Annotated in this window: 12 protein-coding genes; all 12 read left to right on the top strand. The window is 43.5% G+C overall.

Annotated features, from left to right (window positions below; all coding sequences use genetic code 11):
• Position 1: 1 nt before the first annotated feature.
• The 12 genes from MHI27_RS18000 (at position 2) to MHI27_RS17945 (ending at position 14,444) form a co-directional block, all read left to right on the top strand.
• Complete coding sequence (locus MHI27_RS18000; protein ID WP_405174373.1) at positions 2-2,113, top strand: glycoside hydrolase family 52 protein; 2,112 nt, start codon at positions 2-4, stop codon at positions 2,111-2,113.
• A gap of 162 nt (positions 2,114-2,275) precedes the next feature.
• Positions 2,276-4,057, top strand: coding sequence for a methyl-accepting chemotaxis protein (locus tag MHI27_RS17995; protein WP_405174372.1), 1,782 nt, complete (start codon positions 2,276-2,278; stop codon positions 4,055-4,057).
• A gap of 186 nt (positions 4,058-4,243) precedes the next feature.
• Positions 4,244-5,098 carry an AraC family transcriptional regulator gene (locus MHI27_RS17990; protein ID WP_405174371.1) on the top strand — a complete coding sequence of 285 codons (855 nt, stop codon included), beginning with the start codon at positions 4,244-4,246 and terminating at the stop codon, positions 5,096-5,098.
• A 138-nt stretch (positions 5,099-5,236) separates the two neighbouring features.
• Complete coding sequence (locus MHI27_RS17985; RefSeq protein WP_405174370.1) at positions 5,237-6,121, top strand: DUF6923 family protein; 885 nt, start codon at positions 5,237-5,239, stop codon at positions 6,119-6,121.
• A gap of 33 nt (positions 6,122-6,154) precedes the next feature.
• On the top strand, positions 6,155-7,525 hold the full coding sequence (locus MHI27_RS17980) for an ABC transporter substrate-binding protein (RefSeq protein WP_339241883.1): 1,371 nt from the start codon (positions 6,155-6,157) through the stop codon (positions 7,523-7,525).
• A gap of 103 nt (positions 7,526-7,628) precedes the next feature.
• Positions 7,629-8,519, top strand: coding sequence for a carbohydrate ABC transporter permease (locus tag MHI27_RS17975; RefSeq protein ID WP_042189146.1), 891 nt, complete (start codon positions 7,629-7,631; stop codon positions 8,517-8,519).
• 12 nt (positions 8,520-8,531) lie between these two features.
• On the top strand, positions 8,532-9,440 hold the full coding sequence (locus tag MHI27_RS17970; RefSeq protein WP_405174369.1) for a carbohydrate ABC transporter permease: 909 nt from the start codon (positions 8,532-8,534) through the stop codon (positions 9,438-9,440).
• 12 nt (positions 9,441-9,452) lie between these two features.
• The gene (locus tag MHI27_RS17965) at positions 9,453-10,310 is read left to right on the top strand and encodes a metallophosphoesterase family protein (RefSeq protein WP_405174368.1); all 858 of its coding nucleotides are present in this window, start codon (positions 9,453-9,455) and stop codon (positions 10,308-10,310) included.
• Complete coding sequence (locus MHI27_RS17960; protein WP_379423892.1) at positions 10,310-11,512, top strand: Gfo/Idh/MocA family protein; 1,203 nt, start codon at positions 10,310-10,312, stop codon at positions 11,510-11,512. The genes MHI27_RS17965 and MHI27_RS17960 overlap by 1 nt, the downstream gene beginning before the upstream one ends.
• A 2-nt stretch (positions 11,513-11,514) precedes the next feature.
• Positions 11,515-12,030, top strand: coding sequence for a GNAT family N-acetyltransferase (locus MHI27_RS17955; RefSeq protein WP_339248615.1), 516 nt, complete (start codon positions 11,515-11,517; stop codon positions 12,028-12,030).
• A 163-nt stretch (positions 12,031-12,193) separates the two neighbouring features.
• Positions 12,194-13,222, top strand: coding sequence for an ROK family protein (locus MHI27_RS17950; protein ID WP_405174367.1), 1,029 nt, complete (start codon positions 12,194-12,196; stop codon positions 13,220-13,222).
• Between the two features lie 19 nt (positions 13,223-13,241).
• Positions 13,242-14,444, top strand: a complete 1,203-nt coding sequence (locus tag MHI27_RS17945; protein WP_042189135.1) for a sugar MFS transporter — start codon at positions 13,242-13,244, stop codon at positions 14,442-14,444.
• Positions 14,445-14,448: the final 4 nt, after the last annotated feature.

Raw genomic sequence — 14,448 nt, 5'->3', positions numbered from 1 at the left:
TATGTCACATAATAAATTCTTTAATGCTCATCATTCACCGATCGGTGCATTTGCGAGTTTTACCTTAGGATTTAAAGGAGCTAGTGGTGGTTTCGATTTGGAGATGGCCAAACCTCCTAGACAGAATATATTCATAGGATTAGAACGCACTGATGGGAAAGGGTATGACACACTACCATTTCACGAGATTGGCGGAGATGACGAGAGCAAACGCTATGACATCGAGAATCCAGACCCCAATCCAGACAAGGAGAATATTCTGTTCCCTTTTCAAGATCGTGAGATTTCTAGAGATTTTCAAGTAGCTACAGACAGCTGGAGTGCGGGGGATCTGACCTTCCGGATTCTCTCTCCAGTTCGATCAGTACCAGATCCTGAAACTGCGTCTGTGGAAGAAATGAAGGAAGTGTTGTTGCCAGCAGTACTGGTTGAGCTCGAAGTGGATAACACCTCATCAGCTACCTCACGTCGCGCGTTCTTTGGTTTTCAGGGAACAGATGTGTATAGCGGAATGAGAAGACTGGATGATGTGTCATCTGAAATTACAGGCGTTGGACAAGGAAGGTTTATTGCGATTGCTGCCGAGAAAGGCACTACAAAGTCCGCACTTCATTTCACGATGGAGGATATTCTAAGTGAGGAGCTTCAGGAAAATTGGACCTTTGGACTGGGTCGCGTGGGTGCTTTAATCATGGATGTTCCAGCCGGAGTAAAAGAAACGTACCGGTTTGCGATTTGTTTTCACCGTTCGGGTTATGTTACCTCTGGTATGGATGCTTCCTATTACTATAATCGCTATTTCAACAATGTTGAGGCAGTAGCCGAATATGCATTAGCTAAATTCGATGTTCTTAAACAAGCAGCGGAGAAAGCTAACGAGATGTTAAATCATGCAAACCTATCCGAAGATCAAACCTTTATGCTAGCGCATGCGATTCGTAGTTATTATGGTTCCACACAATTACTGGATAATAAAAATAAGCCGTTCTGGATCGTCAACGAAGGCGAATACCGGATGATGAATACCTTTGATCTGACCGTCGATCAGTTATTCTACGAGCTGCGTCTGAATCCTTGGACGGTTCGTAATGAGCTGGATATGTTCGTAGAGAGATTCAGCTATGAAGATACGGTACGTTTCCCTGGGGATGATACAGAGTATCCAGGTGGAATTAGCTTCACACATGATATGGGTGTAGCCAACGTAGTTTCACGTCCGGGCTATTCCTCCTATGAGTTATATGGCATTGATGGTTGCTTCTCACATATGACACATGAACAATTGGTGAACTGGGTGCTGAGTGCGGCAACTTATCTTGAACACACAGGTGATCGGAGCTGGATGGAACGTAATCTGAGTATCTTGGAGAAGTGCTTGGATAGTATGTTAAATCGGGATCATCCAGATCCTGAGCAAAGAAACGGTGTTATGGCGCTAGATAGCTCACGTACGATGGGTGGAGCAGAGATTACTACCTATGACAGTCTGGATGTCTCTTTAGGTCAGGCTCGCAACAATATTTACTTGGCAGGAAAATGCTGGGCGGCTTACTTAGCTATGGAGAAAATATTTGCAGAGTATGAGCGTGCGGAGCTGTCCAAAACAGCAGGGGCAGGGGCAGAGAAATGCGCCGCAACGATGGTGGCAAGCGTTACAGCAGATGGATATATCCCGGCTGTTATTGGAGAAGGTAATGACTCCAAGATCATTCCGGCTATCGAGGGTCTTGTATTCCCATACTATACGGGTTGTAAGGAAGCTCTTGATCGCAATGGACGGTTCGCCGCATATATCTGCGCACTCGACAAACATCTTCATGCGGTGTTGAAGCCGGGCGTTTGCTTATTTGAAGACGGCGGTTGGAAAATCTCATCCACTAGCAATAACAGCTGGCTTAGCAAAATCTATCTCTCGCAGTTCATCGCCCGCAACATTCTGGGACTGGAATGGGATGAACGCGGAGCGGCAGCAGATCGCGCTCACGTGGCATGGCTTACCCATTCAGAATTATCGATCTTCAGCTGGAGTGATCAAATTATTTCCGGGGATATTACAGGCAGTAAATATTATCCTCGTGGAGTAACAGCGATATTGTGGTTGGATGAGAAGTAGGGATTTGGAGTTTCATTGAATAAATGGCAAACGGACCTCTTATTAGGGGGGCGTTTGCTTTTTTTTGTTAAATTATGAATTTCTTTTTTTGATTTATATTCCCAAAACTAGTACTATAGTATTAATTTGTAATTAATTCTAATAGGATGCGGAGCGGTGTATATGGTAAAAGATACACGTACAAGGTTGCGACTAACAATTCGGAAAAAACTGCTCATGATGTCACTCACACTACTAATTCTTCCCATCGGAATATTAGGAGCAGTTATTTATCAGATTTCAGTCAAAGAAACGAATCAGCTCATTGAGAGTAAACTGAGTTCAAGCGTAAACCTGGCTGTCGCCTTAATTGAGAATTTGGAAAATTCCGTTCAATCGGGGCAGTTGACTGAAGTGGAAGCCCAAGAGCAAGTACGGACCTTACTACTTGGAAACAAAAATGAGGATGGTACTCGGCCTATTAATCAATCAATTGATTTGGGTCCAAACGGCTACTTCTTTATATTAGATAACAAGGGGGAACTGCTTGCTCATCCCAAACTAGAGGGAGATAATATTTGGGATAAACAAACCTCAAACGGTACTTTTTACATACAGGATTTGATTAAAGCAGCACAGAACGGTGGTGGAGCTACTTACTATAAATGGCCGCTACCTAAATCGGATGGTACTGGAAACGCTGTAGGAGAAGAAGCGTTGAAAATATCTTATGCTAAACTCTCGCCCTCTTGGGGCTGGGTCGTAGCAGCAGGCTCTTATATGCAAGACTATAATACCGGGCAACAAACCATTCTAAAGGGAATTATTACTACATTGATTGTATGCGTTGTCATCGGAATCGCTGTAATATACATATTTGCACAACATATTTCAAGACCGATTGTACGCATAGCCCGTGAAGCTGAACGGATCGCTCAAGGGGATCTAAGCGGTAAAGCATTGACTGTGCGCAATCGGGATGAGATCGGACAGCTCGGAATCAGCTTTAATCAATTATCGGGTAATATTCGGGAATTAGTTGGGAATTTAACTATAAGCTCGGAGTTATTAGCTTCTTCCTCCAAACAGTTGTCTTCAACGTTAGGTGAAACCACAGCGGCACTTGTTCAGACTTCATCCTCAATGACTGAAGTGGCGAACAATTGTGAGAAACAAGCTTCCTCAACGCAGGAGACTTCCCAATCGATGGAGGAGATGGTAAAAGAGATTCAGCGAGTAGCTGAAGCCTCTACACATGCCTATCAGCTGTCCATGCAAACACTGGAAGAGGCTGATAAAGGAAACAGCCTTATCATTAACTCTTCCGAACAAATGAACGCAGTAAGTAATACTGTTGTTGATTTAGGAATCACCGTTACTAGTTTAAATGACCAGTCTCAACAAATAGGCACCATCGTCAGTACTATTAAAGGAATATCTGAGCAAACGAATCTATTAGCGCTTAATGCGGCAATTGAAGCTGCTCGATCAGGAGAACAAGGCAGAGGATTTGCAGTGGTAGCTAGTGAAGTCCGTAAGCTGGCAGGACAAACAAGTGAAGCAGCTGAAAGGGTTTCAGTCATGGTTGAAGAAATTATTACGAGTATAGGTCATGCCCATCATTCGATGAGTAAAGGCCAAAATGAAGTCGCAGCAGGGGTTCGAGCGATTGATGATACGGGTAAAGCATTTGAACGCATTTTGCAGGCCACCCGGACCATCGTAGATCAGGTGGAGCAATCCTCGACCGCTGCACAACAGATGTACACGGGCTCCGAACAAATATCTGCTGCGGTGATGGAGGTCGAGCAGGTTTCATTGCACTCAGCTTCGGCTGCACAGACAGTATCTGCTGCCACTCTGGAGCAGCTTGCATCTGTGGAGGAAATTGCCGCATCTGCTCGCAAGCTGCAAGAGGGTTCAAATGAGATGCGTGCTTTAGTAAATCAGTTTAAATTAGAATAGATACTCAGACTTAGAGTTACAGAAATAGAATATGTAAAATATTAAAGAGGGGGAGTAACCCCTCTTTTTTGCTGTTCTGACGTAAATAACCTTTTGAATACTAAGGGGAAATTAATATAGCTTTTACAGCTCATTAACGCGGAGCGTATACTGGCTTGCTATATTGAAGGGAAAAGGGGGATGAATATGAAAGAAATGGAAGAGTCGTCCTTTGCAGCTGCTCAGCCTGTCCTTGCAAGTGATACTTTTGGTTGGGATAAGCTTCAGGTTTCACAATGGTATAGCCCGCAGCAAGCTTTCACCCCATCCTCGGAGTCTAAATATTTAATAGGAATTCACTGCACAGCCTACTACGAAAATTACTACACCATTCATATTACCCCCTGTAATGAGAGCCTTCTTTGCCCTTGGGGCAGAACCTCGCTCTATTTTTTGAAAATAGAAATTACGCCAGCGGTACTCGAAGAGATTGCTCGTGAATCTGGTTATCTGAAGGAAGGCCATATCCAGTTGGACCGCAAATTTCATGTCAAGGATTCCAAGCTTCTGCAATTAGGGCTTTGGATGCTGGAGGAATTACAGAATGGCGGTGCCAAAGGAAAAATATATAGCGACTCTTTATCCAACATGTTAATTATTCACTTGTTACAACACTATTCTTCAGTGATTCCCCAGCATTCAAACAGTAAAACGCCAGCCAATCAAGAAATATTTCAGGTCATTCAATTTATGCGTGAGCGTTTAGAAGATGAGATTCAACTGACTGATCTCGCTGGCATGGCTAATATGAGCCAGTCGCATTTTATTCGGATTTTTAAACAACAGACAGGATATACACCCCATAATTATTTAATTCGTCTGAGAATCGAACGTTCTAAATTTCTAATTCGTTCCGGAAAAATTGGTTTGAAGGAAATTGCATCTCAGGTTGGTTTTGCCGATCAAGGTCATTTTACTAGATTATTCAAACGAGAAATCGGCCTAACCCCAAAGCTGTATGCGAATCAAAGCTCCTCCAAACCTAATCATATGATTTATTGATTTTATTCTTGCAAATGAGAGTTTTGTTCAAGGAAAGAAGTGTTTTGTTCAATTAGAGAGCTGTTGCCAGCTCCTATAATAAGGTTGAAGTAAGGCGCACAAATGCCGAACTACAACCTTATTAGGAGGAGAGAAAACATGAGATTAAAGAGATTATTCAGTCTGATTTGCGCGGGGGTACTTACGACCAGTTCTTTATCTTTAGCAGCATCTGCCACACCAGTCGGACCGGATAACCTAGTAAACACCGAGGTAGAAATCAGTGCAGAGTCAACTTCAGCTACAACTGCTGGAACTTGGCATGAAGTATCTAAGCAAACCTTCTGGTTACTTGATGCCCTGGAACGGGGACAAGGGGTGGCTACAGACGGGAATTCATGGATCTTTAATTCCTCGTATGGGCTCTTACGGACTGGACTTGATGGAAAATCCGTAAAAGCACGGAATGAATTGGCTATTCCACTGGAGATTGCCTCCCAAGGTGGAGACCATATCGGTGATATTTCCTACTATAACGGTAAAATATACGCTCCTATTGAAGACGGCAAAAACTATCAGCATCCTTACATCGCCCTCTATGATGTGAACACATTGAAATATACGGGTACATCCTATGCTTTACCGTTAAATCTGCATATTGGCGGTGTGCCTTGGGTAGCCGTTGATGCTGCTCGCGGTCAGGTCTACACAGCTCAGTGGAGTAATGCAAGCGTCTTGAATGTACTAAGTCTTGACGATATGCATGTGATCACAACCATTCCACTTTCCCAAAGTATTGATCGAATTCAAGGTGCCGAAGTGTACAACGGTGTTCTGTATGCTTCTACGGATAACGCAACCCAAACGGTTTATCAGATTGATCCGGAGACTGGAAACGTATCTGTTGCCTTTGATCGTAATCTGCCTAGTGGTACTGAAGCCCAAGGAATTGCTGTATTGCCTACCGCTGATGGTGCACAGCTCCATATTCTTGATGTAGGCTCGAATCGCATTAGTGTGAACTTTCGCCATTATGCATTTTAATTCAAATCCAAGCGAAAAAAGGGGCTAACAGAAATGCTAAAGCAAACCAAAACCATTCTAACACTGCTATCCGTCTCAATGCTGGCAGTAGCGGGCTGCGGACAATCTAATAACAGTACGGCAGAAGCCAAAGAAAATACCGCTCAACCCACAGCAATCGCTGCAACTCCGGAATCCACAGAGACTCCAACCGCTAAGCCAGTGGAGATTACATTTTATTATCCGGTTAATGTTGGTGGTCCCCTTACAAAAGTAATCGATGGGATGGCTAGTGCATTCATGGAGCAGCACCCGGAAATTAAGGTTAATCCCGTGTACACAGGTAATTACGGTGACAATACCGTGAAAATTCAAGCAGGTGTGCAGGCCAAACAGCCACCGGATGTCGCGGTCATGATGTCAACAGAGCTGTACAGTATGCTCGATATGAATGCAATCATTCCGCTGGATGATTTTATTGCAAAGGACACGGATATTCAGATGGCTGATTTTTATCCCGCCTTTGTAGAGGATACACAGTCTGAAGGTAAAACGTACAGCCTGCCTTTTCAGCGGAGCACGATTGTTATGTATTACAACAAAGAAATGTTCAAAGCCGCAGGACTTGATCCAGAGAAACCACCCACTACATGGGATGAGCTTGTAACCTATGCTAAGAAGCTGAACAAAGACGGTCACGTGGGGCTGGAAATTCCGGGCAATGATGATTCGTATTGGATGTTTCAAATGCTTGCACGGCAAAATGCTTCCGATCCGAAGCAAAACATAATGTCCTCCGATGGCAAAAAAGCGATGTTCGATACGCCGGAGAATGTGGAGGCATTGCAATTCTGGTTAGATTTGTCCCATAAATACAAGGCGATGCCGGAAGGTGTTATTGATTGGGCAACCGTTCCGACAGATTTCATTCAAGGCAAAACAGCCATGATGATGCATACAAGCGGTAACTTAACCAACGTAAAAAATAACGCGAAGTTCGAATTCGGCGTAGCGTTCCCACCCGCACAAAACCAATTTGGATCACCTACTGGAGGAGGTAACCTGTATATTTTCAAGGACACATCTCCTGAAAAACAAGCTGCAGCTTGGGAATTTGCCAAATATATGACGGCTTCAGAACAAGCTGCCCTCTTTAGCGGCTCATCCGGTTATGTTGGCGTAAGAAAATCTGCATACGATACAGATGCTATGAAGAAGTATACAGCGGATTTCCCGCAAGCATTGGTAGCGAGAGATCAATTGGAATATGCGTTCCGGGAATTGTCCACTCATAATCATGGTAAAGTATCGACGGCAATTACGAACCAGATTCAAGCGGCATTGGCAGGAGAGATTGATGCAGCAGGTGCACTTAAAAAGGCTCAAGCAGAAGCAGATCAGGCACTTGCTCCCTTCAATAAGTAAGCTTTGAGGTATGGAATACGCCAGGACGGCTCGATAGCTTGTTCTGGCGTCATTACTTTATTCATTAATCGTAGAAACCTTAATCATGGAAGGATTGAATGGTATGAATGCCGGATGGAGTGAGAGGCTTAGACGAAACGGATTCGGCTGGGGACTAGTGTTGCCTTCGCTGCTCTTTCTTTGCTTGTTTACTTATTACCCTATGTTTAAATCGTTCTGGCTTAGCTTTTATGAGAAAAATTTGGCGACTCCTGAGCCTCTGTTCGTCGGTTTTGACAATTACGCTAATCTATTGCACGACAATGTCTTTATGAAGGTGTTCAGTAACAATATATGGTTCGCCATTGGCACAGTACCCACTTCATTAGCTTTGGCTTTCTTGATGGCACTGTTTGCCGACAAGGCGATAAAAGGGCGGGGACTGGCACGTCTTTCATTTTTCTATCCGAATATGATCCCGATGATCGCTGTGGCGAACATCTGGTTGTTTCTGTATACCCCTCATTTTGGGCTCTTTGCCAGACTGGCTTCATGGATCGCGGATCAGCCTGTGAATTTGCTGGGAACACCTGATACGGTGATGGGCGCATTAGTCATCATGATGATTTGGAAAGAAGCCGGATATTTTATGATTTTTTATTTAGCAGGAATGCAGCAGATTCCCAAGGATTTATATGAAGCGGCTGCAGTAAGCGGAGTCGGTACATTCACTTCCATCCGCAGAATCACAATTCCGCTCACGATGCCGACTACGTTGTTCGTGGCTGTTGTGGCGATAACCAATTCTTTTAAGCTGGTAGACCATCTCTGGATTATGACAAAGGGCGGTCCGAATAATGCAAGTAATCTGCTGCTTTATTATATCTACGAGTCCACCTTTAATTTCTACGATCAAGGGATGGCCGCATCGATGACGGTGGTCATGATCGTGCTGCTGCTCCTGATTTCCTCTTTGCAGTTTTTTGGCTGGGATCGGAAAATCCATTATGAATAGGAGGTGGAATCCATGGAGGATAATCCACTAAAGCTACCCTTAGTATTAAGGCAGAATACACGCAAAGCTTTAGAAGAGGAGCGCATACTGAACTCCGAAAGAACGAAGCGCCGAATCCAGCAAATACTGTGGCATGCGGTTGGATTTACGTTTGCCGTGGCCTGGATCATTCCCTTCCTATGGGTGGTCAGAACGGCTTTTCTACCCAAAGACGTCGCTATTGATGCGGGATGGTCTTGGGACTTCACTTTTGAGAATTTGATTCATGTCTGGAATGGAGCGCCTTTTGGACGATTTTTAATGAATACATTGCTTGTGTGCGGTGTTGTGCTTGCTGTGCAACTCGTTACAATGACGATGGCTGCTTATGCGTTTGCACGGGTACGATTCGCCTTGAAAGATCTGTTATTCATGTTATTTTTGGTGCAAATTATGGTGCCGCCAGATGTACTTATCTTTTCCAACTATCAGGTGTTGAACGAAATGGGTCTGCTGGATACCAAGCTGGGGATTATGCTACCTTACTTTGCCTCCTCCTTTGGAGTGTTTCTGTTAAGGCAATCCTTCAAGCAATTACCCTATGAGCTGGATGAAGCTGCCCGGGTGGAGGGCGCATCACGCCTGCATATTCTTTCAAGAATCTATGTCCCACTGTCACGCCCGATTTATGTGTCCTTTGCGATCGTGTCGGTCAGCTTTCATTGGAATGATTTCTTGTGGCCCCTTATTGTAACCAATTCGGAGGAGAATCGCTTATTAACTGTAGGCTTGGCGATGTTCGCAAAAGCCACGGAATCTGGTGCACAATGGTCCGATGTTTGTGCGGCTACATTGATTGTGTCTGCACCCTTAATGATTGGATTTTTATTGTTCCAGCGGCAAGTGATAGGTAGTTTTATGAGCTCTGGCATTAAAGGTTAGGAGGAGGCATTTATGAGGCTGGCGATTATTGGGGACTTACATTACCCGGACGAATTGTTAAACAACAAGGTTTTGATTAAAGAGGCACGAGATGCTTTTTACGAGCAATTTATGAATCTATTTTTGTCCATCCCAGCCGATTATCATATTTCCGTGGGAGATATGGTGCATGCAGGAGAATTTAGCGAATTTAATTATATCATGGGTAAGATTAAGGACAGCAAGCATTCTAGACGTTTTCTACATGTTCTTGGTAATCATGATACGTACACTTATCCTAAAGAAGAAATCCTTTCCGTCACCCGGCAGCAGCGATACAGTGTGATTGAAGAGACGAATGCAATCATTATTTTGCTGGATACCGCACGGGAAAATCGTGACGATTGGAGCGGAACACTTGATGATGAACAGCTGACTTGGCTCGAAGCACAAATGAAGCGGAAATCGGAAAAGCCTTTATTCGTCTTCGGTCATCATCCCTTGTATAATACGACGGCTAGATCAACTGAGCCAATGATGTCACTGGATCCCAGCTTAGATATTTGGCCGATATTGAAGCAATGGCAAGGTGTGGGTTTCTATTTCAACGGGCATAATCATGTGCATTCTATCGTCAGAAAAGAAAACTGGAATTTCATTCAAACAGCCTCCATCCTGGATATTCCTGCTGCTCGAATCCTTACTGTGCTTGAAGATGAAATCAGGTTAGAAATGGTGAATCTGGCAAGCGAGCAATTGAGTAAATGGTCTTCATTATTTACCTTCAGCATTTTTGATTATGAAAAATATCCGCAGGCTGAAGGGGAGACAAGAGATCAGGAGCTAATCATCAATCGACTTCAAATGGATAGAAAGCAGGTGGACCAGTAATGAATCGTCAGCCAGTAAGATTAGCGATCGTAGGTGGAAATCGCGGAGCCAGTTTTATGAATGCACTGTACTCTCTATCGGATCGGATAAATCTGACCGCCACTTGTGACTTGAATGAGTGGGTGCTTAACCAATGGAAAGAGAAATTCCCGGAAATCCGAACGTATCGGGATTATCATGAAATGTTAAAAGATTCGGCGATAGATGCAGTGTTTATCTTAAGCCCCATGCATTTGCATGCCAGACAATCTATTGATGCTTTAAAAGCGGGTAAGCATGTCCTAAGCGAAGTGATTTCGATCCAATCTTTAGAGGAAGCTTGGGAGCTTATCGAAACTGTTGAACAAACTGGACTTAAATATATGATGTCTGAAAATTACTGCTTCTCACGATCAAACCTGACGATTAAACATATGGCGGATCAAGGCATGTTCGGTGAAATTACTTATCTGGAAGGCGGATATATCCATGATTTGCGTCATTTGACTCATCATCCGGATGGTTCTCTGACTTGGCGGGGGCAATTACATCAGCAGTATAACGGGATCAATTATCCGACACATTCTATTGGTCCAGTTGCGCAATGGATTAACCTCAATAAGCCTGAGGGGGATCGATTAAAAAGCGTCTCGTCTTTTGTTTCCAAATCTAGATCCTTACAATATTATTTCGGAGAGCATTATGGAAAAGATCACCCAGCAGCACGGGAGGGATTCTGGCGGCAAGGGGATAGCGCGGTCGCGGTCATTCAAACGGAAAAGGGTGTACTGATTGAACTGCGTGTAGACTGGTCCTCCGTTAGACCGCATAATAAAACTCATTATTTACTGCAAGGAACTGAGGGAGCGTATATTACGGGCCGCCATCAGTACGAAGAGGATTTGATCTGGTTCAAGAATCTCTCGCCCAAAAATATAGCGGATGGAGAGGAAATGTGGGAGCCTTTAAGCAGTTATCAACCACTCTATGATCACCCGACATGGATGAAATGGGGCGAATATGCCGCTGGGACGAAACATGGCGGAGGCGATTTTATGGTGCTTGAAGAATTTATTTCTGCTATTCAGGAGGATCGAACCCCTTCGGTGGACGTATATGATGCCGTTACTTGGAGCTCTGTGTTTACATTGTCTATGGAATCTGTAGAGAATGGTGGAAAAGCAATAGCCTTTCCTGATTTTAGAACGAGAGTGAGGAATTGACGGTGGATCAGGCCCTTTCCAAACTTGTGATGAAAAAAGAAATACTGTCCGACTTGCCTGTTTTTCTCTGTCCTACCGGGTATCTAATTCGTCATTTCGAGCCGGATGATGAACGGAACTGGGAAGAGCTTATACGCCATTCTTTTACAAGGGAAGTTAAATTTGCTCATAAAATCAGTGATCATGTACCCTTGTATTCGGATCGCTTGTTGTTCATTTGCCGCGGGGATCAACCTGTAGCTACTGCTACGGCCTGGGAGTCGGGTAGTGATGACAATAAGAACTGGTACTTGCACATGGTTGGAGTGCTTCCAGAATATTCTGGTAAAGGTCTCGGCTATGCTGTGAGTCTAGCTGTCTTGCACAAAATAAGAGATTCAGGGGGAACGGCGGCATGTTTAGAAACTGATGATTTCAGACTGCCTGCCATCCGCATTTATTTGAAATTAGGATTTCAGCCTGTGTACTTGGATGAAAGCCATCCTGGAAGATGGGAACGAATCCTGCAAAGGCTTTGAATTTGTTGATAATTAGGGGGGCTTCATGCCCCTTTATTCATGTTGGAGTTTCAGAAGGGGCCGCATCGAAAAATTATGTTGTCGTTAAGAAGTATTCCTGCTATAGTCATACTGACTTATTAAATGCATTTAATAAGTCAGTATGACTATAGGTGGGAGAGCCATGTCAAGTGATAAAAGACTTCCTTCACAGCAACTCAAATCTGAAATTATTCGAAATATTCGAACAGCATTATTAGAATTAGGAAGGGCTACGAAGGCGGAGTTAAGTCAAAGATTACAATACAGTTTTCCAACGATCAGTAAATTTCTAATGCAGATGGAAGAGACTGGGGAAGTAACGATCATTGGCCTTGATGAGTCTAGTGGCGGAAGAAGGGCAATAAGATACGCCTATAATCCGAATTACCGATTAGGGATGGCTATTTTTTTGGAAAAAAATGAAACAAACTATACGATCTATAATTGCATTGGAAATGTTGTAAAAGAAGGGAATTTACCTAGTATTCTTGAGGAAGACGTTAGTACACTGGTCTCGCTTATCGAAGGTGAAAAAAAGGCTAATCCTAAGATTCAATCTGTAGCGATTGGTGTTCCAGGCGCGGTGAAACAGGGGAAGATTTTTCTGATCCCAGGTTATGCGAAATATCAGAATCTAGATTTGAAAAGATGTATAGAAGATCAGCTCTCTATCCCGACAATCGTGGAAAATGATATGAATGCCGCTGTAATCGGTTATATGGCGCAAAGAAATTTGAAGGAGAATATTTCTCTGATGTATCTGTATTTAGGGAAAAACGGACCGGGAGCTGGGATAGCCGTTAATGGTGAAATTGTTCGGGGAAAGACGTTTTTTTCAGGGGAAGTTCAATACATGCCCCAGTATGACAATAGAAATTTCATAGAAGCATTAACTGGAGATCAGGGTGGATCAAGCATGCAGCCGGATCATAAAGTAGATGCGATTAGTCGGTTAGTGGCTACTATGACCTCTATTTTGAATCCGCATTATATTATTTTTTGTGAGGATGAATTAGCTCCAGCTATGCTTAATCAAATCGCCGATCGAACTGCTACATACGTTCCTAAGGAACATCTTCCGGAATTAGCGGTAAGTGACTTGAAGCGTGATTATCTGAATGGATTACAAAGTCTTGGATTAGGTTTATTAGTTTCACAACAAATAGATTAGAACCCTTAAGGAGATAACGATGGCTACTTTTTTTCTTATTATTATTTATTTAGCATTTATTAGTTTAGGACTGCCAGATTCATTGCTTGGATCCGCATGGCCGGTAATGAGATTAGATCTAAATGCCTCATTAGGTACTGCTGGTATCCTTTCGATGGTTATTGCAGTAGGCACAATTGTCTCCAGTTTGATGAGTGGTACAATCCTTAAACGTTTTGGTACGGGGAAAGTGACCCTTGTAAGCTGTATTATGACGGCTGTAGCTTTATTTGGTTTTGCATGGTCACCTTCGTTAGTATGGCTAATTGTTGCTGCGATTCCACTCGGTTTAGGTGCGGGATCTGTAGATGCCGGATTAAACAGTTATGTTGCTACGCACTATAAAGCCCATCATATGAGCTGGTTACATTGTTTCTGGGGAGTGGGCGCGACGCTGGGTCCGATTATTATGGGTTCTTTTATCTCTGGTGAGGGTCTTTGGCGAGAAGGTTATCTTACGGTTGCTTATATTCAATTGAGCTTAGTTGTAATTCTCTTCGTTACGCTGCCTTTATGGGATAGAGTGGCTGGAAACAATAGCAACCTGAACGCTGATAGCGAACATGAGCTCAATCATCCGGAGCTAGAGCAAGCTGCTGAGAACACAAAACCTTGGAAACTAAGAGGGGTTAAGCTTGCGATGTTAACCTTCTTATTTTATTCTGCCATCGAAACGAGTATGGGGTTATGGGGGAGCAGCTTTCTAGTAAATATCAAAGACATCCCTGCATCCACTGCAGCGACATGGGTATCGGTATTTTATCTAGGGATTACCTTTGGCAGAATGGTGACGGGCTTCATTACGTTTAGAATGAGTAATAAACAGCTAATACGATATGGCCAGCTCATTGCTTTAATCGGTACAGTGCTCTTAGTATTACCGCTTCCAACGATAGTTTCGCTGGTAGGGTTTATGATTATCGGTCTGGGTTTAGCCCCTATTTTCCCATGTATGCTACATGAAACCCCTGTACGATTCGGGAAGAAGCATGCTCAGTCAATTATGGGCTTTCAGATGGCAACAGCTTATACTGGTACCACGCTGGTACCGCCATTTATCGGTTTACTGGCCTCGAATTTTACGTTGGGTATTTTTCCTGCGATGATCGTTTTTTTCGCTATCGTCATGCTTTTATGTACAGAAAAGCTTAATAAATACTCAGCTAAAGTAAATGTAGGTTAAATTT

It is taken from the genome of Paenibacillus sp. FSL H8-0261 (assembly GCF_045040645.1).
GTDB lineage: Bacteria > Bacillota > Bacilli > Paenibacillales > Paenibacillaceae > Paenibacillus_AQ.
Note: the sequence above shows the minus strand (reverse complement) of the source record. Positions and strands in the feature narration are given on the sequence as shown.